The organism is Psychrobacter sp. JCM 18903 (assembly GCF_000586475.1).
In the GTDB taxonomy this organism is placed as follows: domain Bacteria; phylum Pseudomonadota; class Gammaproteobacteria; order Pseudomonadales; family Moraxellaceae; genus Psychrobacter.
On the sequence record NZ_BAWJ01000009.1, the window covers coordinates 99,973 to 125,295 of the forward strand.

General features: G+C 42.8%; 14 protein-coding genes and 8 pseudogenes. 10 read left to right on the forward strand and 12 right to left on the reverse strand.

The window, feature by feature from the left end:
- Positions 1–38 precede the first annotated feature (38 nt).
- The 3 genes and pseudogenes from TT12_RS08040 to tsf all read left to right on the forward strand — a co-directional run bounded on the left by TT12_RS08040 (position 39) and on the right by tsf (position 2,861).
- Positions 39–488: a chemotaxis protein CheX gene (locus TT12_RS08040; RefSeq protein WP_045443639.1), complete on the forward strand. Its 450-nt coding sequence runs from the start codon at positions 39–41 to the stop codon at positions 486–488.
- 362 nt (positions 489–850) lie between these two features.
- Positions 851–1,645, forward strand: a pseudogene (rpsB, locus tag TT12_RS08045) (30S ribosomal protein S2).
- A gap of 332 nt (positions 1,646–1,977) precedes the next feature.
- Positions 1,978–2,861: pseudogene (gene tsf, locus TT12_RS08050) on the forward strand (translation elongation factor Ts).
- Positions 2,862–3,073: 212 nt separating this feature from the next.
- On the opposite strand, the gene TT12_RS08055 reads toward tsf, so the two are convergent.
- The 4 genes and pseudogenes from TT12_RS08055 to hflX form a co-directional block, all read right to left on the reverse strand.
- A complete protein-coding gene (locus TT12_RS08055; RefSeq protein WP_045453808.1) occupies positions 3,074–3,886 on the reverse strand; it encodes a lytic transglycosylase domain-containing protein in 813 nt (270 codons plus the stop codon).
- Between the two features lie 406 nt (positions 3,887–4,292).
- Positions 4,293–5,053: pseudogene (locus tag TT12_RS08060) on the reverse strand (LrgB family protein).
- Positions 5,004–5,438 (reverse strand): hypothetical protein, encoded by a 435-nt coding sequence (locus TT12_RS08065; RefSeq protein ID WP_045453713.1) that lies wholly within the window; start codon positions 5,436–5,438, stop codon positions 5,004–5,006. Before TT12_RS08065 ends, TT12_RS08060 begins: the two are co-directional and overlap by 50 nt.
- 384 nt (positions 5,439–5,822) lie before the next feature.
- On the reverse strand, positions 5,823–7,286 hold the full coding sequence (gene hflX / locus TT12_RS08070; RefSeq protein WP_045453716.1) for a ribosome rescue GTPase HflX: 1,464 nt from the start codon (positions 7,284–7,286) through the stop codon (positions 5,823–5,825).
- Between the two features lie 304 nt (positions 7,287–7,590).
- On the opposite strand from hflX, the pseudogene TT12_RS08075 reads away from it, so the two are divergent.
- Positions 7,591–8,389 (forward strand): annotated as a pseudogene (locus tag TT12_RS08075) (lysophospholipid acyltransferase family protein).
- A gap of 168 nt (positions 8,390–8,557) precedes the next feature.
- Here TT12_RS08075 and TT12_RS08080 read toward each other — a convergent pair.
- A pseudogene (locus TT12_RS08080) lies at positions 8,558–9,596 on the reverse strand (aldo/keto reductase).
- Positions 9,597–9,646: 50 nt separating this feature from the next.
- Entirely contained in the window at positions 9,647–10,144 is a 498-nt protein-coding gene (locus TT12_RS08085) for an FKBP-type peptidyl-prolyl cis-trans isomerase (protein WP_045453721.1), read from the reverse strand.
- 148 nt (positions 10,145–10,292) lie between these two features.
- Between TT12_RS08085 and TT12_RS08090 the strand changes: the two genes are divergently transcribed.
- Both TT12_RS08090 and TT12_RS08095 read left to right on the forward strand, forming a co-directional pair.
- Positions 10,293–10,964: a DUF1294 domain-containing protein gene (locus TT12_RS08090; RefSeq protein WP_045453724.1), complete on the forward strand. Its 672-nt coding sequence runs from the start codon at positions 10,293–10,295 to the stop codon at positions 10,962–10,964.
- Between the two features lie 216 nt (positions 10,965–11,180).
- Positions 11,181–11,792, forward strand: a complete 612-nt coding sequence (locus TT12_RS08095) for a glutathione S-transferase family protein (protein ID WP_045453726.1) — start codon at positions 11,181–11,183, stop codon at positions 11,790–11,792.
- Between the two features lie 162 nt (positions 11,793–11,954).
- Here TT12_RS08095 and lspA read toward each other — a convergent pair whose 3' ends face one another.
- From lspA to TT12_RS08115, 4 genes and pseudogenes are all read right to left on the reverse strand, one after another.
- On the reverse strand, positions 11,955–12,602 hold the full coding sequence (gene lspA / locus TT12_RS08100) for a signal peptidase II (RefSeq protein WP_083475780.1): 648 nt from the start codon (positions 12,600–12,602) through the stop codon (positions 11,955–11,957).
- Positions 12,595–15,439, reverse strand: a pseudogene (ileS, locus tag TT12_RS08105) (isoleucine--tRNA ligase). Before ileS ends, lspA begins: the two are co-directional and overlap by 8 nt.
- A gap of 425 nt (positions 15,440–15,864) precedes the next feature.
- Positions 15,865–16,421: pseudogene (locus TT12_RS08110) on the reverse strand (protein disulfide oxidoreductase).
- Between the two features lie 145 nt (positions 16,422–16,566).
- On the reverse strand, positions 16,567–18,204 hold the full coding sequence (locus TT12_RS08115) for a carbon-nitrogen hydrolase family protein (RefSeq protein WP_045453728.1): 1,638 nt from the start codon (positions 18,202–18,204) through the stop codon (positions 16,567–16,569).
- Positions 18,205–18,843: 639 nt separating this feature from the next.
- On the opposite strand from TT12_RS08115, the gene TT12_RS08120 reads away from it, so the two are divergent.
- On the forward strand, positions 18,844–19,473 hold the full coding sequence (locus TT12_RS08120; RefSeq protein WP_045453731.1) for a BLUF domain-containing protein: 630 nt from the start codon (positions 18,844–18,846) through the stop codon (positions 19,471–19,473).
- A 95-nt stretch (positions 19,474–19,568) separates the two neighbouring features.
- On the opposite strand, the gene TT12_RS08125 is transcribed toward TT12_RS08120, so the two are convergent.
- Positions 19,569–20,939 carry a D-2-hydroxyglutarate dehydrogenase gene (locus TT12_RS08125; RefSeq protein WP_227678929.1) on the reverse strand — a complete coding sequence of 457 codons (1,371 nt, stop codon included), beginning with the start codon at positions 20,937–20,939 and terminating at the stop codon, positions 19,569–19,571.
- 556 nt (positions 20,940–21,495) lie between these two features.
- Here TT12_RS08125 and serA point away from each other — a divergent pair.
- Both serA and uraH read left to right on the forward strand, forming a co-directional pair.
- Entirely contained in the window at positions 21,496–22,722 is a 1,227-nt protein-coding gene (gene serA / locus TT12_RS08130) for a phosphoglycerate dehydrogenase (RefSeq protein ID WP_045453737.1), read from the forward strand.
- A gap of 408 nt (positions 22,723–23,130) precedes the next feature.
- Positions 23,131–23,562: a hydroxyisourate hydrolase gene (uraH, locus tag TT12_RS08135; RefSeq protein ID WP_201539760.1), complete on the forward strand. Its 432-nt coding sequence runs from the start codon at positions 23,131–23,133 to the stop codon at positions 23,560–23,562.
- Between the two features lie 108 nt (positions 23,563–23,670).
- On the opposite strand, the pseudogene trhO reads toward uraH, so the two are convergent.
- Positions 23,671–24,755 (reverse strand): annotated as a pseudogene (gene trhO / locus TT12_RS08140) (oxygen-dependent tRNA uridine(34) hydroxylase TrhO).
- A 319-nt stretch (positions 24,756–25,074) separates the two neighbouring features.
- Between trhO and TT12_RS08145 the strand changes: the two are divergent.
- On the forward strand, positions 25,075–25,266 hold the full coding sequence (locus TT12_RS08145) for a hypothetical protein (RefSeq protein WP_045453740.1): 192 nt from the start codon (positions 25,075–25,077) through the stop codon (positions 25,264–25,266).
- Positions 25,267–25,323: the final 57 nt, after the last annotated feature.

Below are 25,323 nucleotides of genomic sequence, written 5' to 3' on the forward strand. Positions count from 1 at the left end.
TGCTGCCACCGCGTCATAAAGATGGATATTAATATATTATGGTTAAAGTAGAAAAATTGGGTGTGTTTCTGAGCTCAATCAATGCATTTTTTGCACAAATTGATGGCTCGGAAGTATCCATTGATACCCCTTATTTAAATCATAACAAGAGTGCTGTTGGTTATGATTATAGCGGCGTTATCGAGATATCAGGGCCTCTTGAAGGCTGTGTGTATGTGAGTGCACCAAGCGTGATGTTACGAGAAGTCATAAAAGTGATGGGCGAGCCTGACTCATCGATCACGATGATGAAGGATCTGCTCGGTGAGATGGCCAACACTATCTCTGGTAATGCTCGTACTGAGTTTGGCTCAGAGTTTATTATCTCGCCGCCGCATATTGTTGAGAGCGCACCAAGCGTGTCTTATTTGCCAAAAGATCGTCAAAGTTACGTCACACCATTTACGTGGCGTGGGTATAAAGCGGTCATTGGTATCTGTATCGCTTAATCTACAGCTGCTCATTTATTCAGTATAAAGAACGACGTTAATGCGTCGTTTTTTTATGCGTTATCATCCACTTAAACAGCATAATAGCGCTAGCAGTCGCTAAGCATTATGTGATAAAATACAGCCCAGCTATTTTTTATCACATCGTATTTTTACGTTCAAATGATAGCTCAATTTTTTAGACCAACCCATCAACCAATGACACACACATCATGGCAAAAAATTGCTGGGTGTTTGGCGACTTGATTAATTTGCAAAAAAGTTAGTGCTGCCACAATAAGCATTAACCGTTAGCAGATGCGTGTCGCTAGATAGGCAGTTTTTGTGATGTGGAGGCATAACCCAACCAATAGGAATTTCACATGTCTACAAAGAATCCAACCAAAATCGAAATGCGCGACTTACTACAAGCCGGCGCTCACTTTGGTCACCAAACACGTTTTGGAATCCAAAAATGGGACCATACATCTTTGGTGCCCGTAACAAGATTCACATCATTAACCTTGAGCACACAGTAAAAGCGTTTAACGAAGCATTGACTTACGTTAACGGCTTAGCTGCTAAGAAAAACAAAGTATTGTTCGTAGGTACTAAACGCGCAGCAAGCGGTATCATCGCTGAGCAAGCAGCACGCGCTGGCATGCCATACGTTGACCATCGCTGGTTAGGTGGTATGTTGACCAACTGGAAAACACTTCGCCAGTCAATCAACCGTCTAAAAGAGCTAGAAAAACAAGCAGAAGACGGTACTTTCGCCAAGCTTACTAAGCGCGAAGCGTTAGAGCGTACTCGCGATATGGAAAAACTTGAGCGTTCACTAGGCGGTATTAAAGATATGGGCGGCCTACCTGATGCAATCTTCGTTGTAGACGTAGATCATGAAGCGATTGCTATCAAAGAAGCTAAAAATCTAGGTATCCCAGTTATCGGTATCGTTGATACTAACTCTAGCCAGATAACGTTGATACATCATCCCAGCAAACGATGATGCTATCCGTGCTGTGACCTTGTATGTGACTTCTATGGCTGATGCGATTATCGCTGGTAAAGAATACGCACAGACTCAAGCGGGCGGCAAAGCTGAGCAAGAAGCACCTGCTACTGAAGAAGCACCAGTTGAAGCCAAAGCAGAAGAAGCGGCGACTCCAGCAGAATAATTGGCTGACCCAAAAGGTTTAACTTTGTAAGGATAGCTTGATAGTCACACTATCTGCATCCATGTAAAGTTATTAACAGCGTATAAGCTCACAATAGGCATGATGTAGTTTTACTCGTCATGCCTTATTGTTGATGGAACACTCGTTAATAAGCGAGTATTATCGCTTATAGTTAGACTCGTGATGCACAATATCTGTCATTACAATGTTGTCTGTTATCACGATCAACCATGAGTGCTTTCATTACTATAAGAGCGATATAGTACCAATAGATAGCAAAGATATATCTCATAGAAATTAAGCACTCCCATACATAATAAAAGGTAACTCTTATGTCAGAAGTAAAAGTATCTGCCAAAATGGTAAAAGAATTGCGTGACCGTACTGGTCTTGGCATGATGGAATGTAAAAAAGCGTTAGAAGAGTCAAACGGCGATGTAGAAACTGCCATTGATAACCTACGTAAATCTGGTCAAGCCAAAGCAGCTAAAAAAGCGGGTAACATTGCAGCTGATGGCGCTATTATCATCGCTCAAGGCGACAACAAAGCATTCTTGTTAGAAGTAAACTGCCAAACTGACTTCGTTGCAAAAGACGAAAACTTTACGGCATTTGCAGAAGCAGTAGCGAACATTGCATTAGAAAACAATGTGACTGACGTAGCTGCTATCGCTGAATTGCCATATGGCAATGGTCAGACTATTGAAGAAGCTCGTGTATCTTTGGTACAAAAAATCGGCGAAAACATCCAAGTACGCCGCGTTGAAGTATTGGAAGGTAGCAACCTTGCTTCATACCGTCATGGTCTACGTATTGGGGTTGTGGTATCTTTTGAAGGCGGCAATGCAGAGACTGGCAAAAACCTTGCCATGCATATCGCTGCGTTTAACCCAGTTGCGGTTGATGACGAAAGTGTAGATGCTGATTTATTAGCACGCGAAAAAGACATCATCGAAGCAAAAGCTCGTGAGTCTGGCAAGCCTGATAACATCGTTGAAAAAATGATCGAAGGTGGCCTACGTAAGTACCTAGAAGAAGTGACTTTATTACGTCAGCCATACGTTATGGACAACGAGAAGAAGTTGGTGATGTACTAAAAGCTGAAGGCGTAAAAGTACTTGCTTTCAAACGTCTAGAAGTTGGTGAAGGCATCGAGAAAAAGCAAGAAGACTTTGCTGCTGAAGTTGCTGCAACACAAGCACTGGCTAACAAGTAATTTTTAAATTTTGCTAAGAAGAAAGGTGAGTGCTAAGCTTTTTGGTCTGGTACTCACCGATCAGCTTTATTATTAATCTTGTATCGAACTCAAAAAATATGACAAGATAGATTATGAATGAATAGATAAAGCCTCTTAGCACAAAAAAAGCCCGTTAATTATATTAACGGGCTTTTTTACGTTTGGATTCTACTGTTCATGCAGTTTTCATTCTAGCGTAATGCGTCATACGCTGAGTTGGCATAGCTGGCACTATTGCTATTACTGCTGGTGCCATAGCTGACGTTTTGTAAGCCGCTACTGAGACTTGGATTGGCGATTTGATTACTAGCATTCATGGTACTGCCTGATAGCCCTGAGTCGTTTTTATACAAGCTATGGTAACGGCTCATGACATTTTTGACATAGTTACGGGTTTCCTTAAAAGGCGGGATGCCGTTATATTTATCAACGTTACCTTCACCCGCATTGTAGCCCGCAACCGCAAATTCTACGTTGTTATTAAAACGCTTCATCAGCCATGCAATATATTTAGCAGAGCCTTCGATATTATCTGCAGGATTCCAAGGATTGCTAACTTTGAAGCGTCGCGCAGTCGCAGGCATTAGCTGCATCAAACCTTGTGCACCGACAGGTGAGCGTGCATTCGGGTTAAATGCGGATTCGCTATGCATCATTGCTTTTATGAGCCCAGGATCTACGCCGTGACGCTGAGCTGAGGCGCGAATATAACTGTCGTATGAGTTGCGGCTTCCGCTACTGCTGGCAGAGCTACTACCATAGCTATCGCCACTGCCATCATACATTTTGGATTTTTTATAATGGGTAACTTTGACTGTTTTAGTAAACTTATTAAAGTTACCACTAGGTTCACTGCGATTGGTAAGTAGTATCTGACCGTCGTTACTTTTTTTAATATACATACTCTCCGCGTGAGCAGTAACAGAAAAGGCAAGTGAGCTAGTAATGACAGTTAATAGAAGAGGAGACAAGCAGCGAGTCACTAAGGTTGTAACATTTATCATAGGGTTATCACTTTTCATCGAGTAATAGCAAATTGCTTTGCCTATAGGCGCGTCGTTCTGCGCATTTAAGCGGTTATCGTGCTGGTAGGATTTTATCGCTGTAAACGATATAGCACCCTAGCAAAAACCACGTCTAACTAGAAACCACTCGCATTGGATACAAAAAATAATAGTTGCTTACTATAACATATAATAACTTTTCGACGCATACGATTATCAGTACAAAGTATAAAAGTCATTTTTAATTTGTAAAAAAATCAACACACTACCGTTTTTGAGTACGTTGATTGAGTATTGGCTTTATTATTTTTAGGCGTATGTGGTACGTGAATATTCTGGCTGTGGCAATGAATGAATCATGAGAAATAAAAGCTGTTTGGAGCACTGGGAAATGATTTGAACAGGGTTATATAGAAAGTGCACTGATAAAAATAGGCACCCAAACGGCGGTGACCAGCCCGTTTACTGCCAATCCAAATGCCGCATAACGCCCAGCAGTGTGGCTAATTTGCCATGCTTCGACGGTACCAAAAGCATGCGCTGCCAATCCAAGTGCTAAGCCCTTGGCACGGTCATCATCGATACTGCGAAATAAAAAGCGCGCCAAAGTACCACCGATAAGCCTGAAACAATAATAATTAAGTTCGCCATGGCAAGTGGTGCTTTAATTAAATCTGCCACACTCAGACCGATTGGTGTGGTTACTGAACGCGTTGCGAAAGCGAGTATGGTGTCGTGACTTAATGAAAATAAATAAGCTAATGACATCGGTAGCAATGCACCAACCACACTTGCAAGGATAACTATGAGAGTAAGCTTTTTGACTGGCAGACCTTTAAAGTTCATTGCTGCTAATGGTACTGCCAACAGTACGGTGACATATCCCAATAAGTGATCAAATACAGGCTTGGCAACATCGTAATAATCGTTGTAATCCCATTGTAGGATAAACAAAAATAAGAGAACAAGCGCCAACGCCGTAATCACCATCGGCAGCCATGAGAGCTTACGTGCCAATACACGAGCAGTCACATGAGCGATTAGCGTTAATAATATCGCCGCAAAGGTTGCCACAAACACGTTATCAAAAGTCATTGCATTTCCTTGTTCATACAGCTCATAGCTGTCCTTTGTGCTCTTCAACGGTGGTGCTATCGATGCTAACATCGTGATTGAGCGAACGGTTGGCAAGTATGGCAAGTCCCCAAAGCGGTATGAGTGTGCTAATAATCATCGTCAGCATAACGCCCCAAAGCTCATCACCTAAAGCGAATAGCAGTAAACCTGCACCTGCAGACACGGGCAAAAAAGCAAAACCGCTATCCACTAATAAAGTATTACTGGCTTGGGTGAGCCAACTGGGCAACCCTTTAAGTAATCGCCATGCCATCAAAATAAAGAACATGGCGACCAATCCAACGATGTTGGCAGCCTTTTCTATTCCTGCTAATTGACAGATGATAACGGCTGATTCACGAACCACGATGACCATCGTGAGTGTCAGCATTAATGCAAGCCATAGCGGCAAATGGGCGGAATGAGTAGATTTCATAAGAAATACTGGCCGATTTAGAAATAGATAGGATAGGAGCAACAAAATAGGTAACCGCACTCTAATAAGTGTGTTCTATCTATCAATGATATGAATGTTGGTTGAACCTATAGCCGATGATTATATAGAGAGTAGGCAAACTAATAAAGCTTATAGCATATCGTTAGTGCGATTATAAATAGCAACAGCGTTAAGCTCGCTTACTATAATGAATGTATCATTTGCGCCAGGCTACCTTGTGTTCACTTTAAAAGACATAGGCTATGGTAGCGCGTTTTCGTGATCGGGTAACCTATAAAATTTAATGCTATGTGCCAAAAAAGGATGATATCAATGGATATCATCCTTTTGTCTTTTATAAAGCTATTTTACAGATTCAGTCATTTATATCTTTGAGTCAGGAGTTTCCGCTTCTACTGCTAATTCCTCTGACTTAGCGGCTTCAGAATTGAGCGCATCAAACTCATCAAATGCTTTTTCTTCTGACTCGGTCATCGTCGGCTCTTCAACCTCGTCAGGCTTTTCGAAGTCTTCAAGTACTGGCATCAATAATGTGGCTTGTGCTAATGGCAATACATCTAAAGGCTCTAAATTGGCCTGACCTAGTAGCTGTCTTAGCGTATCGCTTGGCAAGCGAATCGTTAAACACTCATGCCCGCTGTCATCGTAGCTCTCTTCCTGAATAACACCCAGCTCATATAAGGCGTTTTTTAACTGACCTGCATGATAAGGTAAGGTCAACTCAAAGGTGGTGAGTGTGCCAGTCAGTAGCTGCTGGACGGCTAACGACAACGCTTCCATACCTAGGTTTTCTCTAGAAGAAACATAGACGCGATTGGGTTGTCCTTCGCTAGCATAACCAATATGTGCAGGCTCATCTGTCAAATCAATTTTGTTGTAGACATTGAGCACTGGTACATCATTGTCAATCTCCGCTAATACGTCTTTGACCGCTTGAATTTGCTCATGCATATCTTCACTAGAAGAATCGATGACGTGTAGCAATAAATCTGCTTCCAAGGTTTCTTCTAATGTCGCATGAAAGGATTCGACCAACTCATGCGGCAGATGACGGACAAAACCTACCGTATCGACCAAAACAACACGACCAACACCCTGCCAGTCTAAACGGCGTAAAGTGGGATCTAGCGTGGCAAATAATTTATCCGCTGCATAAATATTTTCGTCGACTAAGCGGTTAAATAGTGTCGATTTACCAGCGTTGGTATAACCGACAAGCGAAATCGTCGGCACATCTGATTTTTGGCGACGGGCTCGACCTTGCGCACGTGTCTGTCTGACTTTCTCGATTCTGCTTTTAAGCTGATTCACGCGCACTTGTAGCAATCGACGATCGGTTTCAAGCTGGGTTTCGCCGGGACCACGTAGACCAATACCGCCTTTTTGACGCTCCAAATGCGTCCAACCTCGTACCAAACGCGTCGATAAATGGTTGAGCTGCGCCAGCTCTACTTGTAGCTTACCTTCATAAGTACGGGCACGCTGCGCGAAAATATCCAATATCAAACCCGTACGATCCAGTACGCGACATTTAACCAAGGCTTCAATATTACGCTCTTGTGATGGCGATAAGCTATGGTTGAATAAGACGATGTCCGCATCATGTTCGCGTACCAATTCTGCTATTTCTTCTGCTTTACCGCTACCAACGAAGTATCTGGCATCGGGTCTTTGGCGTGAGCCTGTGACTAAAGCCAAACGATCAGCCCCTGCTGAGTCTGCTAACAGCTCAAATTCACCTAAATCATCAGGATCTTGAATTTGACGGATGTCTAAATGTACTATAATGGCGCGCTCGCCACCTTCGTGTCTTTCAAAATAATCCAAAGAGTATCACCTATTTAATAAAGTAAATATATCGCTATTATCCATTCAGTAAACGTCGATATAGCGTTCATATGACCATATATATGTGGTCTCATCAGTTAATATTAAAGCGTTATAGCACAATTAACGATGGTTTTATGTTACAGCGTAAATGAAAGCCATAGACAAATCAGTGAACGCAGCAGAACTGGTTGAATAAAAAGCAACTCAGTGAACAAATCGTCACTGACTGAATAAATTTTGTTATACTCATGGCGCTTGTTTACGATATATAATCATAAGTTTTTAACCACGAGGGACACAGATGAGCCAATCTAAGTCAGGCTTCTCACTCAGACAACAGTTGGGGCGCGGCAAACAAATTGCTGGCATGACCACCACTATCGCTGGTGGATTGCGCGCCGCCCAACGTATTGGCGCATTTAAGCAGCCACCACGCGAAAAATTGCCACGCTATATTCAAGCCTTTTGCCGCAAAATGGCAGGCTCTTTTGGCGTCAAGGTTGTGGCAGTCGAGCGGGTAGAGCAACACCACGGATTATGGGTATCCAATCATGTGTCATGGATGGATATCCCTGTGGTGGGTACACTGAGTCCTGCTTTTTTCTTATCCAAAGCCGAAATCGGTGAATGGCCTGTATTTGGTAAGCTGGCTCATGCAGCAGGCACGGTATTTATTGAGCGTGGTTCCGGTGATGCAGGGTCGGTCGCTGCCCAAATTGCCAGTTTTTTGACCAAAGGTTTCTCGGTCATATTCTTCCCTGAGGCGACCACCACTGATGGCAAAAAAATCAAACGTATCCATGGTACTTTGCTACAAGCTGCCATAGATGCTGACGTGCCCGTACGCCCGCTGGTAATTGCTTACGTCAATAAAGACGGTACGTTAAGTGAAGAGTTGCCTTACTATGGCAAGCTTACGATGAAAGAGAGCCTAAAAAAGGTACTCGATACGAAAGATGTGACCGCCTACGTATTGCCACTTGAGCCAATAGATCCCAAAGTTGAGCAAAAGTGAATTGACGGACTTGTTACAAGCCCGTATGCAAGAAGGTCTGGCCGAATTACATTCGCGAGTCTTAACGAAAGTCGCTAAAGTTTAAGCGGTGACAGCATAATAGTTGTGAATATTTAACACGCTCTAATAAAAAAGGCGCAAATCGCTCAGTTCATAACTGCGATTTGTGCCTTTTTTGTCGATTATAAATACGACAGCCTCAATGCGCCAAAGTCTGGTTTGCATCAGACCATGGTGTCACATCAAGCTAAAATTAGGGTGATGGATTGGGATGCTGTGTATGCACGGCTTCAATCGCTTCCAATACTTCTGAGCTTAAGGTTAAATGGATACTATCGATGTTGGATTTTAGCTGCTCGATCGTAGTAGCGCCAATAATGTTACTGGTGACAAATGAGCGTGAGTTAACGAAAGCTAATGCCATCTGTGCCATATCTAAACCTGCATCTGCCGCTATTTTGGCGTATTGAGCAGTGGCTGATAGCGCTTCTTCATTGGTATAGCGCGCAAAGCGATCATACATCGTCAGACGCGCACCCGCTGGACGTTTGCCATCGAGATATTTACCAGATAAGACACCAAAGCCAAGCGGTGAATAAGCCAGTAGACCACATTCTCACGGTGCGTAATCTCGGCCATAGCGACTTCATATAAGCGATTTAGCAAACTATAAGGATTTTGCACCGTGATAGGGGCGATCAAACCATTTTTATCAGCCTCCCATAGGTAGCGCATCAGTCCCCAAGCGGTGTCGTTCGATAGTCCATAAGCGCGAATACGCCCTTTTTTAATCTCATCATTTAACGCTTGAATGGTCTCTAGAAATGGTGTCAAATCATCTAATGGTTGCGCTGCCATCTCTTCGGTATAGCCAAGCTGACTAAAAAAATTCGCTTGCGTTCAGGCCAATGGAGCTGGTAAATATCAATATAATCGGTCTGCAAACGCTGAAGATTGCCATCGATGGCGCTGCTAATATGTTCGGCATTAAAACGCGTTTGCCCATCACGCAAAAAATCCATCGGCGATATTTTGCTAGCAAGGATAACTTTATCGCGCTGTTTGGTTTTATTAAACCATGTACCCATAAAGCGTTCAGTATCGCCTTGCTTGTCCTTATCCGGCGGCGATGGATACATCTCCGCCGTATCCCAAAAATTCACCCCTTCGCTTAGCGCCATGTCCATTTGTTCATGTGCTTGGGTCTCGGTATTTTGCTGTCCCCATGTCATCGTGCCTAAACAAATCTTAGAAACTTTTTCATTGAGTTGTGGCAACATTTGATATTGCATATGAATGTCCTTTGTAAATGTATTTTTATAGCTGACAGTTTTTTAAGCGATTACATGAGCTTTATACCAGTGACACCAGGCGGGGTAACCTTAAAGATTTTTACTTTAAATAACAGGGATTGTCCGGCAAGGGGATGGTTAAAATCCACTTCGACTTGCTCGTCATCGAGTGCACTAATCGTACCCGGCAGCGTGTTTTTGCCTTTGTCTTCGAACTCTACCATCATGCCGATTTCTGGATTATCAGCGATTAACGCAAACTGAGTACGGCTGAAATGTTGGATGTTGTCAGGATTCCAATCGCCAAATGCCTGCTCCGGCTCAAGGTGGGCAGAGCGCGTATCACCAGCACGCAGGTTCATTAATACCTGCTCAAAGCCAGGTAACAAACTTTCATCACCAATGGTGAGCGTCACAGGCGCATCACGGCTAAAGGTAGAATCAATCATCGTACCGTTCTCTAGTGATACTTCAAAGTGCAGCTTTACAAGGCTGCCAAAAGTGATACGGGTGTCTTCATTGGGATTGATAAATTGTGAGTCGGTCATAGTCAACAGCCATTTATTACGGGATTAGGAATTGGTTTGGCAAATAATATAAGAAATGATAAGCCATCTTGGAGAGTATGTAAGCGTAAATAGTGTAACGCAAATAGTGTAATATATTTGGCAATTCTAAGAGCAGGCAGGGGTTTTTATGGTAAATAAGCAACAAGGTCACATTAAAAAGTGGCAAGACGACAAAGGCTTTGGTTTTATCGAAACACAGAATGGTGATTCAATATTCTTTCATATCAATGAGTTTAAAGCGCGTCGTCGCCCTGAGGTCGGTGAGCCCGTTGTTTTTACGTTTGGGCAAGACAACCAAGGGCGTATGCAAGCAAAAGATGTACAAGAGCTGAGCTTTGTGCAGCAAAAAATGGCGCAAAAAAATCAGAAAATCCGTCAGCGTAATCACAAACGTAGTATGCAAGCAGACTTTGAAGCGGGACAAAAAAAACGTTTGTTCCTTGGTGTGGGCTTTTATGGCGTATTAATCTTGTTGGCTGCCATGAACAAGCTCAGCTGGCTGGTTGTGGGTTGGTATGTGGCATTGGGTCTCATTACTTATATGATGTATGCCAAGGACAAAGCCGCTGCTCAGAATAATGATTGGCGCACACCTGAATCAACCTTGCATCTGCTAAGTGCGCTGGGCGGTTGGGTGGGCGCGATGGTTGCGCAGACGTATCTACGCCACAAGTCGCAAAAGCCTGAATTTCGAGTGGCGTATTATTTAACTGTCGTAATTAATATGGCGGGGTTATTGTTTATATTGACAGGAGGAAGCTTGAAATTTTTGCAAGGATTACTTGATTCTTTGGTATAAAAGCACTTGTTTATTTATCATAGTGAGCGGTGTAGTTTTGATGTTTAATGCTTAAGTCTAAAATAAACGGCTGATGAAACATCAAAGTTTTATATCTTGAGTGGCTGGTTGCCGTGCATTGGTATTTTGTGCGAGTATGATGAATTATACGCAACAAGCACGACTGTGAAAGATAAACCTTAAATGGATTTCATTAATAATAAAAGGCGAACGCAAGTGATTACTTTATACAAATACACCCATCCAAGTCGCGCTGAAACAGTCATTTGGGCATTGCAGGAGCTGGGCTTAGAGTATGAGACCAAAGAAATAGATGGCAAAAAAGGGGAGCAGCGAAGTCCTGAGTTTTTAGCCGTTAACCCCTTTGGTAAAATCCCTACCATCACACATGAAGGCAAACATTTTACTGAGTCGTTGGCTATTATTGAATATCTCAATGAGTTACACCCTGACAAACCTTTGACACCAAACACAGCAGATGAGAACTTCGCTGAGAAAAACTATAAACTTCGCCAAGTAATTTCATTTGGCATGATCGAGATTGAGAGTTATCTATGGATACTCACCAAAATCAAGGTATTAGACAATTATGAAAACTGGCCTGAGGGCACCGCTAACAACTGCATGAAGTGTATCCAAAAAGCCCTACCAATTGCTTATGCTTGGGTAGATGAGCAGGAGTATATAGCGGGGGACAGCTTTACGCTGGCAGACATTTATTATCAGCATTTGTTTTCATGGTTGAAGATGCTGGGCGTTGCGTTGCCTGAGCAGGTTCAAGATTATCTTAAAAAATTATCGAAGCGTGAGAAATTTCCTAAGAGGTAATCAATCATGACTTTCAGCTTTTAAGAGTGGCGTATAGGCGCAATACTCTATGCCAATAGTCTTTATCAGAAAAAATGATGAATAAAAAAGGTGGGTTACGACTGAGTAATCCACCTTTTTTATTTATTTATAAATTGAATTAATATTTCTAGCTGTAGACGGTTACGACCGTGGCATTTCACGCTTTTTTTCTAAAAATAGCATGTCAATGACAATCAACGCTACACCGATACTAATGCCCATATCCGCAATATTAAAGATAGGGTAATGCCAGACATCAGCGTTGTGTACATGGATGAAGTCGATGACGTGACCATGTAGCAAGCGGTCAATGAGATTGCCAACCGCACCGCCGAGCACTAGCGCTAGACCTGTCGATAGTAGCTTGGCTTGGCGCGGGGCTTTTATCAGGTAGCCAATTAAAAATAGCGACATTATCAATGCCAGTCCCGAAAAAAACCACTTCTGCCAACCACCAGCATCTGCCAAAAAGCTAAATGCCGCGCCATAGTTGTATGCCAATGTCCAATTCAGAAAAGGCTCAATCACAGGTACTGGCTCATGAAAAGTCAGTTTAGTTTCAGCCAGCCACTTCGTCCATTGATCGATAATTAGCACGACCAACGATAGGAGATACCACGTAAACGCACGACGGCCATTCGCAATCATTTTTGGCGTCTTATTCAGACGACTTTTCGGTGTCGTTGAGCTGCCTGTAGTTGCATGAGCTGGCTCAGGTGATTTATCGACTTCACCATATGGCGGCTTGTTGTCTGATGATTCTGTTGAGTTAGGCGTATGGTTAGGCATAGTGGCGCACCTCACCATCACCGCTGACGTTAGTCACGCAGCGCGCGCATAGTTCTGGATGTGCACTATCGGTACCGATATCATCACGGATATGCCAGCAGCGTACGCACTTGGTGCCAGCTGCGGCGCTCACATTGACCACTAAGTCTACTGATTCATCCGTGCTACCGTCAGTTTGCTCATCTGTGCTTGTTTTATCGGCAGGAGCGTCGCTCATTGGTTTCAAAGTTGCATTACTAGTGATTAGTACAAAGCGCAGCTCTTCACCCAGCTTGGCCAAGCTTTCATGCATTGCACCGTCAGCATACAGATTAACATCGGCAGACAAGTTAGCGTTGATGATTTTTTCACCACGTGCGGTCTCGATATGTTTATTGACCATATCCTTTGCCAACATGATACGTTGCCAGTCATCGTTGCTGATCGCGCTTAGCTCAAATTCTGGAAATTTATACCATTCTTCAGTAAACACATAACTGTCAGCACCATGCAATACTTCCCACGCTTCTTGTGCCGTGAATGACAAAATCGGCGTAATCCAGCGAATGAGTGCCTGAACGATATGGTAAATCGCCGTTTGCGCAGAGCGACGCGGCTGTCCATCAGTCTGAGTCGTATACTGACGATCTTTGATAATATCTAAATAGAAACTGCCCAAATCTTGCGAACAGAACGCAGTGATGTGCTGGGTGACTTGGTGAAAATCCATGGCATCATAAGCACTGATGATTTGTGCTTGCACGGTTTGCGCGCGCTCAATGATGAATTTATCAAGGCTGACCAGCTCATTGATATCGACGCTGTTGGTCGCAGGATCAAAATCATCAGTGTTGGCAAGTAAGAAACGCAGGGTATTACGGATGCGGCGATATTGATCTATTGCCCCTTTAAATGATGCTTTACCCGCGCTCATCTCATAACGATAGTCGCTTGATGCAATCCACAAACGCAGCATGTCCGCGCCTGTTTTGTTGATCTCTTCCTGCGGCGTGATGATATTGCCAAGTGATTTACTCATCTTGCGACCGTTTTCATCAACCACAAAACCATGCGTCAGTACTTGCTTAAATGGTGGGCGGCCGTACATGGCTTCTGAAGTCAATAATGAAGTCTGGAACCAACACGATGTTGGTCAGAGCCTTCTAGGTAGATATCTGCTGGGTTGGTCAATTCATCGCGTTGTTCAAGTACGGCAAAATGCGTCGTGCCAGAGTCAAACCAAACGTCTAAGGTGTCGGTTGCTTTGTCATAGTCCGCGGCTTCCGCCCCTAAGAAATCTTCACAGCTGGCATCAAACCAAGATTCTACGCCGCCCGCATCGATTTTTTGTGCAGCGACTTCCATCAACTCAAGCGTGTTTGGATGCAGCTCGCCTGTTTCTTTATGGGTAAAGAAAGTAATCGGCACGCCCCATGTACGCTGACGTGAGATACACCAGTCTGGGCGACCCGTCATCATGGCTTCAATACGGTTTTGTCCCCATGCTGGTGTCCAGCTTACTGCTGGAATATCAGCAAGCGCACGCTCACGCAGACCTTTGGTTTCCATATTAATAAACCACTGCGGCGTTGCGCGGAAAATAATCGGCGACTTATGACGCCAGCAATGTGGATAGCTGTGCTCAATCTTGGTATGACTGATTAGATGTCCATTGTCATGCAGTGCGGCGATGATTTTTGGATTGGCTTTGTAGATGTGCTCGCCCGCAAATACCGCTGCGCTGTCCAGATAAACGCCCGTACACTGACTGGGTTTTCAACGGGTAAGTTATATTTAAGACCGACGATATAATCGTCAAGACCGTGACCGGGTGCTGTATGGACGAGGCCAGTACCACTATCTGTGGTTACGTGATCTCCTAGGATAAGCGGTACTTGACGGTCTGCAATCAGTGGATGCTGGGCACGCAAGCCTTCAAGCTCGCGCCCAGATACGGTCGCTAGCACGCCTTGATTGCTAAGTTTGAGTTCCGTTAATGCTGTTTCAACCAAGTCCGCGGCTAATAGCAAATTACCTTTTTCAGTCGCCACCACGCTATAGTTGTGTTCAGGATGTACAGAGATGGCTTGGTTAGCAGGTAGCGTCCAAGGGGTCGTCGTCCAAATAACAGCGGCGATATTGCCTGCTACATCAGCCAACGAGGCAACCTTATCCGTATCTAAAACATCGAAGCTCACATAGATAGCATCAGACACTTTATCTTGGTATTCCACTTCCGCCTCAGCCAGCGCAGAGCTACAGTCTAAGCACCAGTTGACCGGCTTCATACCGCGAGTCACATGACCATTGTCATAAATTTTGGCCAATGCGCGCACGATGTTGGCTTCTTGATGGAAGTTCATCGTTAGATAAGGATTGTCCCAATCACCAAACACGCCTAGACGTTTAAAATCCGCCTTTTGCAATTCAATCTGGGTACTCGCATACTCGCGGCACAGGCCACGGAATTCAGTGGCGGAGACTTTTTGACCAACCTTGCCGACTTTGGCTTCGACCTTTTGCTCGATAGGCAGACCATGACAGTCCCAACCAGGGACATAAGGCGCATCAAAGCCGGATAGCGTTTTTGACTTCACGATAATGTCTTTGAGTACTTTATTAACCGCGTGACCCAAGTGAATCTGACCGTTGGCGTAAGGAGGGCCATCGTGCAAAATGTATTTGGTCGCCCCAGCACGTGCCTGACGAATTTTGCCGTACACATCATCCGCTTCCCAAGCAGCAAGCCAATCTGGCTCACGCTTGGCAAGGTTGGCACGCATCGCAAATGGCGTATCGGCAAGGTTTAGCGTGTCTTTATAATCTTGGCTTGGCGTATCAGTACTTTTATCAGTCATAGAAGGTGTCTTTTTAGAAAATGGATTAAAAATCGATGTAAAGTCAGATGTGACATTTAGGGTAATGCTTAGCTGGCTGCTTAACCGTTGATGATCGCTTTCTCACTTATAATATATCGCTGTGCATCAACGTCATAAATATGCTTACGTCAATAATAAATGCTATCGAGACGAATGCAACATAAAATATGCTTATGGATAATAAAATACCGTGATAGCAATAAACTAAAAAGAGGCAATGAGATTGCCAGCTATTATATGACAAAAAGGCTAGGGTAAAAAGAGCTGGTCAGTATTGTCCTTATTTTAGCCAAAACCAATCATTTATATGAGTGATGCATCACCTATTGAATCATACGGATGGCAAGTGCCATTGTCTATCGATTGGGCTCTAAATAATTGGACTCTAAACAGCAGGCTAAGCGTTAAAAAACTGATGATAACCATAAGCGCAATTTCAGCGACCATAAGGGTTGAATGCCCGTCAAACCTTGAGTCATCTCGCCATTCTTTAATATGACATACGAAGGTGTCACTTGTCCTTGCCAATCAGCGAAGATGCTGCCTTCTTGATCATTTATCGTCGTAAAGCGATAGCTGTTTTTATTAAGGTAGCGGTGCAGCTCTTGGTCAGTACCTGATTTAATAGCAATCGTAACGACCGGATAATCATTTGCGGCGGCAAGTCTGTCTATGGTCGGCGAGGTGATACTACAAATGGGACACCACGTGCCCCAAAAATACACCAGCGTTGGTTGTTCATTGCTCAGCGCCGCTAAGTCAACGACTTGCCCTTGATAATCGGTCAGTTGCAATTGCGGGTTGGCTGGCATGATAGCTGTCGCCACCAATTAATAGCGGTATAAATAACAGCAAATACCAAGCCATATATGAGGATATTTTTAGCGATAGACAACCCCTTTTGCTTGGGTGTTTTCTTTGGCTTTTTAATGGATTTTTCAGTATCAGTATCAGTCGTCATAATGGCTGCTTTTTTGCTATAGGTTTTGTATAAATGGCTTTGATAAGTGGTTGTTGATAGATAAAAATAAACGGCTGAAATGTCAGCCGTATTATTCATAAACTTTATTAAACCGTGTTCAGTGTTGGTATTTTAAAATGACTGATTAAGGTTTTTGCGCACGGTTTTGTAATGGATCACCGAGCAGGACACTACCAGAGTTTTCGAGGCGCTCATCATCGCTTAGCTTACTGGCTGATACTTTAGATTTTCTTTTCCATTTCAAACTATACAAGTCATCACGGCGATCAAGCAGATTATGTACCGAGCCTTCGTTACGGACATGAATAAGCTTGTCTAAGTTCACATCTGAGAAGAATACCATCTCAGTGTTGGCAGTGGTTTCTGCCATAATCGCATCATGCGGGAAAGCAAAATCTGATGGCGAGAAGATAGAGGACTGCGCATATTGAATATCGAGACTTTCAACCTGTGGTAAGTTACCAACCGAACCACAAATCATCACATAGCATTCGTTTTCAATTGCACGTGCTTGGGCGCAGTGGCGCACGCGTAGATAGCCGTTTTGCGTGTCTGTCCAAAAAGGCACGAACAAGATGTCCATGTCATCAAGTGCCATGAGGCGGGCAAGCTCAGGGAATTCAACGTCATAACAGACCAAAATACCAATACGACCGGCATCGGTATCAAACACCTTAACCTCGTCACCGCCTTCGATGACCCAAGCGCTACGCTCATGCGGGGTAATATGGATTTTGCGCTGCTCTTCGACCGTACCATCGCGGCGGCACAAGTAGCTGACATTATATAACGTATCGTCCTCGTCCAAGTACGGCATCGAGCCTGTAATGACGTTGACGTTGTAGCTGACCGCTAAATGCGATATCTCATTTTTAAACCATTCGGTATAACCGGCTAAAAATCGAATAGCGACGTTTTGATCCGTCGATTCACACAGACCCATCAGCGGTGCGTTAAAGAACTCTGGTAAACAAGCAAAGTCAGAGTTGTAATCAGCCATAATATCGACAAAGAATTCGACTTGCTGCAGCAGCTCTTCAGGTGACTCGACTTCACGCATTTGCCATTGGATGCCACCAATACGCACCTCAGACTTACGAGTGTTTGGCTTATAATCTTGTGGCTCATAATAAATATTTGCCCACTCAAGTAGAGTAGCAAAACCTTTAGATTGTTTATCGTCAGGCAAATAAGCCGTTAAGATACGCTTGACGATAAAGCCATTTGAGAGTTGGAAAGACAATGCAGAATCATGAATTTCACGAGCCGCGACGGCTTCAATATATTCGCCAGGTGTGAGATCTTGATGGTTATGATAGTTCGGGATACGACCACCAGCCAAAATAGCTCGGAAGTTTAACTGGCGACACAGCTCTTTACGGGCATCGTATAATCGACGTCCTAGGCGATAACCACGGTATTCAGGGTCGATCAGCGCATCTAAACCGTAAATAGCATCGCCTTCAGGGTTGTCTCTGATAATCTCTTTATGACCAATCAAGTCGTCGTAGGTGTGCGGGTTAGAAAACGTGGCATAATCAACACGCATAGATAACACGATGCCAATCAATTGATCATGATCAAATAAAGCGATCTGACCTTCAGGGAAGGCATCGATTAAGGTATTAATAGTGTTCTTTGACCATGCACCGCCCAAGTTGACATAGACACGATCCATCAGTGCTTTTAATTGTGGATAGTCTTTTTTCTTGATTTCAGCGATGGTTAGATGAAAGTCGTCTAGTTTTTCTATTTTGCTCATAATGTTCCTGTTTTGGATCTTTATTAATTTTAGTGATATCAATTTTAGTGATATCAATTTTAGTGATATCAAATAGCATGCGTTGCCACAATTCAGTTGGCAATTTTTTTGTGTAAAAAAAAGTGATAAAAATATTCCAATCATAAAATATTACCGTTACAATCAATTATCATTGTATTTACAATAAGTTATGAAGATAATTTATCTTATGACTTCTGTCAGCTTTGGCGTTACTGACGTGTTTTTTGAACCTCATATCATTTTAAAGTAGCTATAAATTTAAATTGAAGTGTCTGTAAATTAAATTAGCTATGAATTGAAGTAACTATAAAATTTTTCATAATGTTCACAAACAGTCGTTGGGGTTAATACAAGCCAAGTGTTTGGTACAGCTTCTAACCTGAGGATGTCAGTATAGATCTTCTATTAGCTTAACATTATTTTTAAATAGCATATCTTAGGGCGCTTCGTTTTGGTCTATTTGTTTTGCTGGTTATCATAACAAGCTACTCAAGTAATGACAGTTTAACGTGGTAACTATTTGCTACGTTTTTGTGAGTCGCTGTCTTTTTTCATTGGGGCGTCGTTGTGTTTGTTTTGTTTAGCCGTATTTAATCGGTTTTTTAGGATTTTTTTATTATGCCCTCAAGTCACAACAATAGAGTCAGTAGCTGGGATGAGATAGAAGACTCAGCGCTGGTTCAATTGGTGTATGTTAGTAGTTTGACGCTTGTCTCACGTTTAAGCGCCTCTATATTTGATGAAGTAGAATGTCATGCGCGTAACTATAATCAACAGCATGGCATTACAGGTACTCTATGTTATGGTAGTGGTCATTTTTTGCAATGCATCGAAGGTGAGAAAGCGCACGTATTTGCCTTAAAGCAACGCATATTTGCGGATAAGCGCCATAAGAATACTGAAATATTGCTGTTACAGACGATAGAACATCGCCGTTTTGCGGATTGGCGTATGCGCTTATTATTTTTAGAGCGTTGGTTATGGTCACCAGCGAGCAAAAAGCAAGCCGCACAGTTATCGCCATATTTGCCATTTGCGCCGCATAATTGGTCGCCTGATCGTACCGAGAATTTTTTACAAATCATCAAAACCTTTGATACGCCGCCACATATTAAAGCGGCTGGTATTACCTATAATGCACTGGGCAATATGTTTCGTCATATCGCCGCCCCGCACCAAGCATTTTTAATCGTTCAAGGTTTTTTAAGTGTGTTATTAGTGATAGCGCTAGTGTTGTTATTTTTATAAATAATCGCTTTGATAAGCCAAAAAAAGACGCTAAACCATCACGTTTAGCGTCTTTTTCGTACTCTTATTTATTACTTTAATTATTAAATAAGCACTTACATATCAAAAATTTTGCCACGGTTCATAATATTATTCGGATCAAAGACTTTTTTCACCTCTCGTAAGTACTCAATCTCAATCTCACTGCGGCTATATTGTAAATAAGGCTTTTTAGTCATACCGACGCCATGTTCGGCAGATACTGAACCGCCATATTTTTGCACCGTCTCAAACACGTGTTTGTTGACGATTTGACACTCGGCAAAGAAATCATCTTTGCTCATGTTCTCAGGCTTTAAGATATTAAGATGCAAGTTACCATCACCGATATGACCGAACCAGCAGACTTCAAAGTCAGGGTAGTTGCTGCTAACGATGTGATCAATCTCGGTGATAAACTCAGGGACATAGCTTATCAGTACGGATACATCGTTCTTATAAGGGGTAAATACTGAAATGGTCTCGGAGATGTATTCGCGCAATTTCCACAGCTCTTCAGCCTGTGCCAAGCTTTGGCTCATGACACCATCGACGACCCAACCTTGTTCCATACAATGCTCAAATATCGCCATGGCTTTATCCATGATAGGCTCGTATGGCGCTTCGAACTCTAATAGCGTATAGAACTTGGTGCGCGACTCAAATGGCTCTTGTACTTGACCGTGTGCCATCAGTTTATCAATCGCTACATCATCAAAGAACTCAAACGCGGTCAAATCAATCTTCGCTTGAAAGGCAGACAACACATTCATGACATCATTAAAGCTGTCCATGCCCAGTACCATGACATTTAAGTCTTGTGGCTGACGCTCAAGCTTGATTTGCGCATGGGTGACAAGCCCAAGCGTGCCTTCACTACCGATAAACAATTGACGCAAATCATAACCAGTGGCGTTTTTGACCATACCGCGGTTGAGCTGCAAGATATCGCCTTTACCAGTGACCACTGTCAGCCCCATAATCCATTGACGAGTCATGCCATAGCGTATGACTTTGATACCGCCTGCATTGGTGCCAATATTGCCACCGATTTGACTTGAGCCAGCTGAGGCAAAGTCGACAGGGTAGTACAAGTCTTTAGACTCTGCGAATGATTGCAACTGCTGAGTAATGACGCCTGCTTCGACTTCAACTATTCGATCGGCTGGATAAAACTGTCCGATACGGTTCATTTTATCCATACTGACGACAATCTCGCCATTGGCGGCGACGGCACCAGCTGACAAACCGGTACGACCGCCACTTGGCGTTAGTACCACATTGTGCTCATTGGCAAGCAGTACAATCGCTTGTACTTGCTCAGTAGTCTTCGGAAAGACGATGGCAGCAGCAGCAGGCGCAAAATGCTTAGTCCAGTCTTTGCCCCAATGCTCTAAGCTCTCAGGGTCGGTTTTGATTTGGATGGCGTCAAACTGATGAACATCCATCAAAGTGCTCAAAATAGTTTGAACAGCAGCTGTTGTATGGGTTGCAGAGGTGCTTTGGCTAGATAAAGAAGTCATGGTCAAATCTCGGTATAAACGTAAGCGCTATGCCTAAAGGGGATTATTATATCGCTAAATGGATATAAACATAGCCACATAGGTATGTTTATATAGTACGTATTTATATGATTATAAGTGAGCCAGTAAAGCAATGATAGAAAGATGTCATGTTGCGTGCTTATATGGCGGTAAATGGTAAAAAATAGTTTAATAAACGTCGAACAGCGTGATTTACTATAGCATAAAAAGTTTTCAGGCTTGATAACCAATAATTCATCTAATCTGCTAACATCGCCGCCCAATTTTGTGTAAGATATCCAGACTGTTTTCGTTTCACCCACCCTATAGTTAAAGCATTGGTAAGTGGTTACGACGTTAACCTCATTTAATGTACTCAGTGTATGGTTTGCGCTTGGTTACTTTGTACCTACTTTAAACGGCTTCGACTACAGATTATCCCTCAGATAATTTTACAAGACAATTATAGGACAGTTCTCATATGGCGTTATCACTACAAAAAGACAAAATCCGGTTTTTATTGCTTGAAGGTCTACATGACAATGCTTTAAAAGTATTGGAAGGAGCTGGTTATCATAACATCGAGAATATCAGTCACGCATTAGATCAAGATGAGCTGATCGAAAAGATTAAAGACGCTCACTTTATCGGTATCCGTTCGCGTACGCAATTGACACGTGAAGTACTTGAGCACGCGCACAAGCTCATCGGTATTGGCTGCTTTTGTATCGGTACCAACCAAGTAGACTTAGACGCTGCACGTGATTTGGGTATCCCCGTCTTTAACGCGCCATACTCAAATACCCGTTCGGTAGCTGAATTGGTATTGGCCGAAGCCATCATGTTATATCGCGGCATTCCTGAAAAGAACGCGACCGTACATCGTGGCGGTTGGGGCAAGTCTGCGACCAATTCACATGAAGTACGTGGTAAGACTATCGGTATCGTCGGTTATGGCTCTATCGGTTCGCAACTGTCTGTCTTGGCAGAAAGCTTTGGTATGAAAGTCATTTATCATGATGCTGTGACCAAATTGCCACTAGGTAATGCGGTACAAGTAGGTAGCTTAGAAGAGCTACTATCAACGGCTGACATCGTGACATTGCATGTGCCTGATGTACCAAGCACCCGCTACATGATGAAAGCTGAGCAGTTCGCGCATATGAAAGACGGCAGCTACTTTATCAATGCCGCTCGTGGTACTTGCGTAGAGATTGATGATTTAGCCGCTGTGCTTGAATCTGGTAAAATCTTGGGCGCAGCGATCGACGTATTCCCGAAAGAGCCAAAATCAGCTGATGAAGAGTTTGAATCACCACTGCGTAAATTTGATAACGTCATCTTGACGCCGCATATCGGTGGTTCAACTCAAGAAGCACAGGCCAATATCGGACTTGAAGTCGCTGATAAGTTTGTTAGATACTCTGACCAAGGTGACACAGCGACAGCCGTGAACTTCCCAGAAGTTTCTATTCCATTCAAAGAAAACTCGCATCGTTTGTTACATATCCATAGAAACGTGCCAGGCGTGCTGTCTCAGATCAACCGTCTGTTTGCAGAAGCAGGAATTAATATCTTAGCACAGAGCCTAATGACAGAAGGCGATGTCGGTTATTTGGTCATGGATGTTGATTATAATGATTCAACTGCCGCGCTAGATCAGTTAAAAGACGTAGAAGAGACGATTCGCGTGCGTATTTTGTTTTAAATAATATTTGCATGTAGGAATAATTTTTAGCATAGAAATAGCAGACCATCATTCAGATAGTCTGCTATTTTTTTGTCTTAAATCAAGCAATTGCGACGTTCAATCATGGCATTGATGCTTTCTATTTATGAGTAACACAAATTATAGCGAATGTAAGTTTTACATTCACTATACTCATTTTTATATAAGTTAACATTATCTTAATTATAGGGTCTTATTAACAATCTAAACTACACCAGTACATTAAGCCTATAATGATGAATATATTTTTAATGAACAACATGATTAATTATGTTTTCGAGGTAAATCACGGTTATGTTCTGCGGACAGGCATACTTAAAAATAGTAAATAGCTTGCTGAAGAAGATAATTCATTTAACACATACAATTGACTGAATAGGATGATTCATGAAAAACAACTTACTCAAGGCAGCTGCATTTGGTAGCGTATTAGCTATGACTGCAACGGCTAGCCATGCTGCTGGTGATCAAGATAAATATCAATTATCTAGTCATATTTTAGATATTAGCACGGGTAAACCAGCACCAAACGTCAATGTAAAACTGATGATGCAAGAGAAAACTGGTAGCTGGAAATTGCTTAATGCGCAAAAGACTGATAATAATGGTCGTATCGGCAACTTCTTACCGAATCAAGACGGTGTTGAGCATGACGGTACTTATAAGTTGATTTTTGAGACGACTCCTTATTTCCGAAATCAAGGTCTAGAGTCTTTCTATCCGTATGTTGAAGTCAATTTCAATATCGAAGGCGATAACCATTACCATGTGCCAATCACTTTGTCTCCATACGGCTATAGCACTTACCGCGGTAGCTAAGCCATATTACGTACTCAATAAGTCATAGGTTAGTACTAATAAAGCAAAAAGGACGCCCCAATCAAATGTTTGATTGGGGCGTCCTTTTTGCTTTTATCCATCTTAACTTTATTCAGCGTTAGCTTTATTGGCTTCCTCTGCTTGGCGACGTACTTCGATTTTAGCGGCTTTGCGTTTCTCAATCACATCAATCACATCACTACCAATATGCGCTTCGCCACGTTTCTTTGCCAGCTGCATTTGATGCTCACGTTCGCGAAATCTGGCTTTTTGCTCATCCGTTGCTTTATCAATACAATGCGGGCAAGACTCGCCTTTGATGTAAGCAAGGCTTTGCATGTCATCGACAGTAATGGGCATACGGCAGGCGAAGCATTGCTCATAGCTGCCTTTTTCTAAGTTATGATTGACCGACACGCGGTTATCAAAAACGAAGCAATCGCCTTGCCACATAGAGTCGCTGGCTGGAATTTCTTCTAGATATTTTAAGATGCCGCCCTCTAAATGATACACCTCTTCAAATCCTGCTCGCGCATATAAGCAGTAGACTTCTCACAGCGTATACCACCAGTACAGAACATCGCGATTTTTTTATGTTTGGCTGGATCCATCTCTTTTGCGACGTATTCTGGGAACTCGCGGAACGTTTCGGTATTTGGATTGACGGCATTTTGGAACGTACCGATTTTAACTTCATAATCATTACGGGTGTCGATAAGAATGACGTCAGGATCTGAGATTAACGCATTCCATTCGCTTGGTTTTACATAGCGTCCAACTGATTGCAATGGGTCGATATTTTCAACGCCCATGGTAACGATTTCTTTTTTGAGCTTCACTTTGGTACGATAAAAAGGCTGAGCATCGGTATAAGATTCTTTAAAGGTAAAGCTGCCAATCGCTTCGATACTGCGCAGATACTCAAGGACGTTATCAATACCTTGGCGTGTGCCAGAAATCGTACCATTAATGCCTTCATTAGCAATCAATAACGTGCCTTTGACATCATTATCGAGCATGTTATTTAAAATTGGCTCGCGGTATTGCTCAAAGTCAGCAAAACGCGTGAACTTATATAGAGCGGCAACGACGATGTTATTGGTGACGCTATCGTAGGCTGGGGCTGATTTGTTGTCGGTGACAGTGCTGTTTTGGATATTGCTAGCTGTATTATGGTCTTGAATGGTACTCATATTTTTCTCCTGCTGGCTAGGTCGCAAACCTAGTGCATTGGGTTTAAGGTGCTTTTTAAAATTAACGGTTGAAATTAATTGGTAATGCTATAACACTAGCACGATTGTGGAATTGGCTAATGCGGGCGTAGTGTAGCAAATTTTAGGGAAGTTTTGAATACTTTAATAGCGAATGGTATCGCTAAAGCAATGCCGACTCACTAAAGAAATCTTATCTGAGTGATTATCAATTTTAGGCATTTATCCGATGAGTAGAGCTTGCTATAGTAGACGTTTGCTCATCGTTTGGTTCTATTTATTTCATTATTAAGGCGCTCGTATGTCTCTGTTTCAATCTATCGTCATCGAAAAGTATGTCCGCGAACTTGATAGCACTCAGCTAGAGACGGCTTGGCAGACTTATAGCCATTGTTTTCTAGACCTATCAAAGCAGGACAACATCCGCCTAAGTAAAGAAAAAGATTATCAAGAAAGTTGTTTGTTGAGTTTCAGTAAAGTATTAATAAATTAGTACTCTACTGAAGTGTGTGTATAATTGATGCTTCAAATTTACTAGAAATACCATGTA

Excerpts from the sequence above, each read along its gene's own strand:
- TT12_RS08040 (WP_045443639.1), top strand. The coding sequence starts at position 39 with ATGGTTAAAGTAGAAAAATTGGGTGTGTTTCTGAGCTCAATCAATGCA.
- TT12_RS08055 (WP_045453808.1), bottom strand. The coding sequence starts at position 3,886 with ATGATAAATGTTACAACCTTAGTGACTCGCTGCTTGTCTCCTCTTCTA.
- TT12_RS08065 (WP_045453713.1), bottom strand. The coding sequence starts at position 5,438 with ATGAAATCTACTCATTCCGCCCATTTGCCGCTATGGCTTGCATTAATG.
- TT12_RS08085 (WP_045453721.1), bottom strand. The coding sequence starts at position 10,144 with ATGACCGACTCACAATTTATCAATCCCAATGAAGACACCCGTATCACT.
- TT12_RS08090 (WP_045453724.1), top strand. The coding sequence starts at position 10,293 with ATGGTAAATAAGCAACAAGGTCACATTAAAAAGTGGCAAGACGACAAA.
- lspA (WP_083475780.1), bottom strand. The coding sequence starts at position 12,602 with ATGCCTAACCATACGCCTAACTCAACAGAATCATCAGACAACAAGCCG.
- TT12_RS08115 (WP_045453728.1), bottom strand. The coding sequence starts at position 18,204 with ATGAGCAAAATAGAAAAACTAGACGACTTTCATCTAACCATCGCTGAA.
- TT12_RS08120 (WP_045453731.1), top strand. The coding sequence starts at position 18,844 with ATGCCCTCAAGTCACAACAATAGAGTCAGTAGCTGGGATGAGATAGAA.
- TT12_RS08125 (WP_227678929.1), bottom strand. The coding sequence starts at position 20,939 with ATGGATGTTCATCAGTTTGACGCCATCCAAATCAAAACCGACCCTGAG.
- serA (WP_045453737.1), top strand. The coding sequence starts at position 21,496 with ATGGCGTTATCACTACAAAAAGACAAAATCCGGTTTTTATTGCTTGAA.
- uraH (WP_201539760.1), top strand. The coding sequence starts at position 23,131 with ATGAAAAACAACTTACTCAAGGCAGCTGCATTTGGTAGCGTATTAGCT.
- TT12_RS08145 (WP_045453740.1), top strand. The coding sequence starts at position 25,075 with ATGTCTCTGTTTCAATCTATCGTCATCGAAAAGTATGTCCGCGAACTT.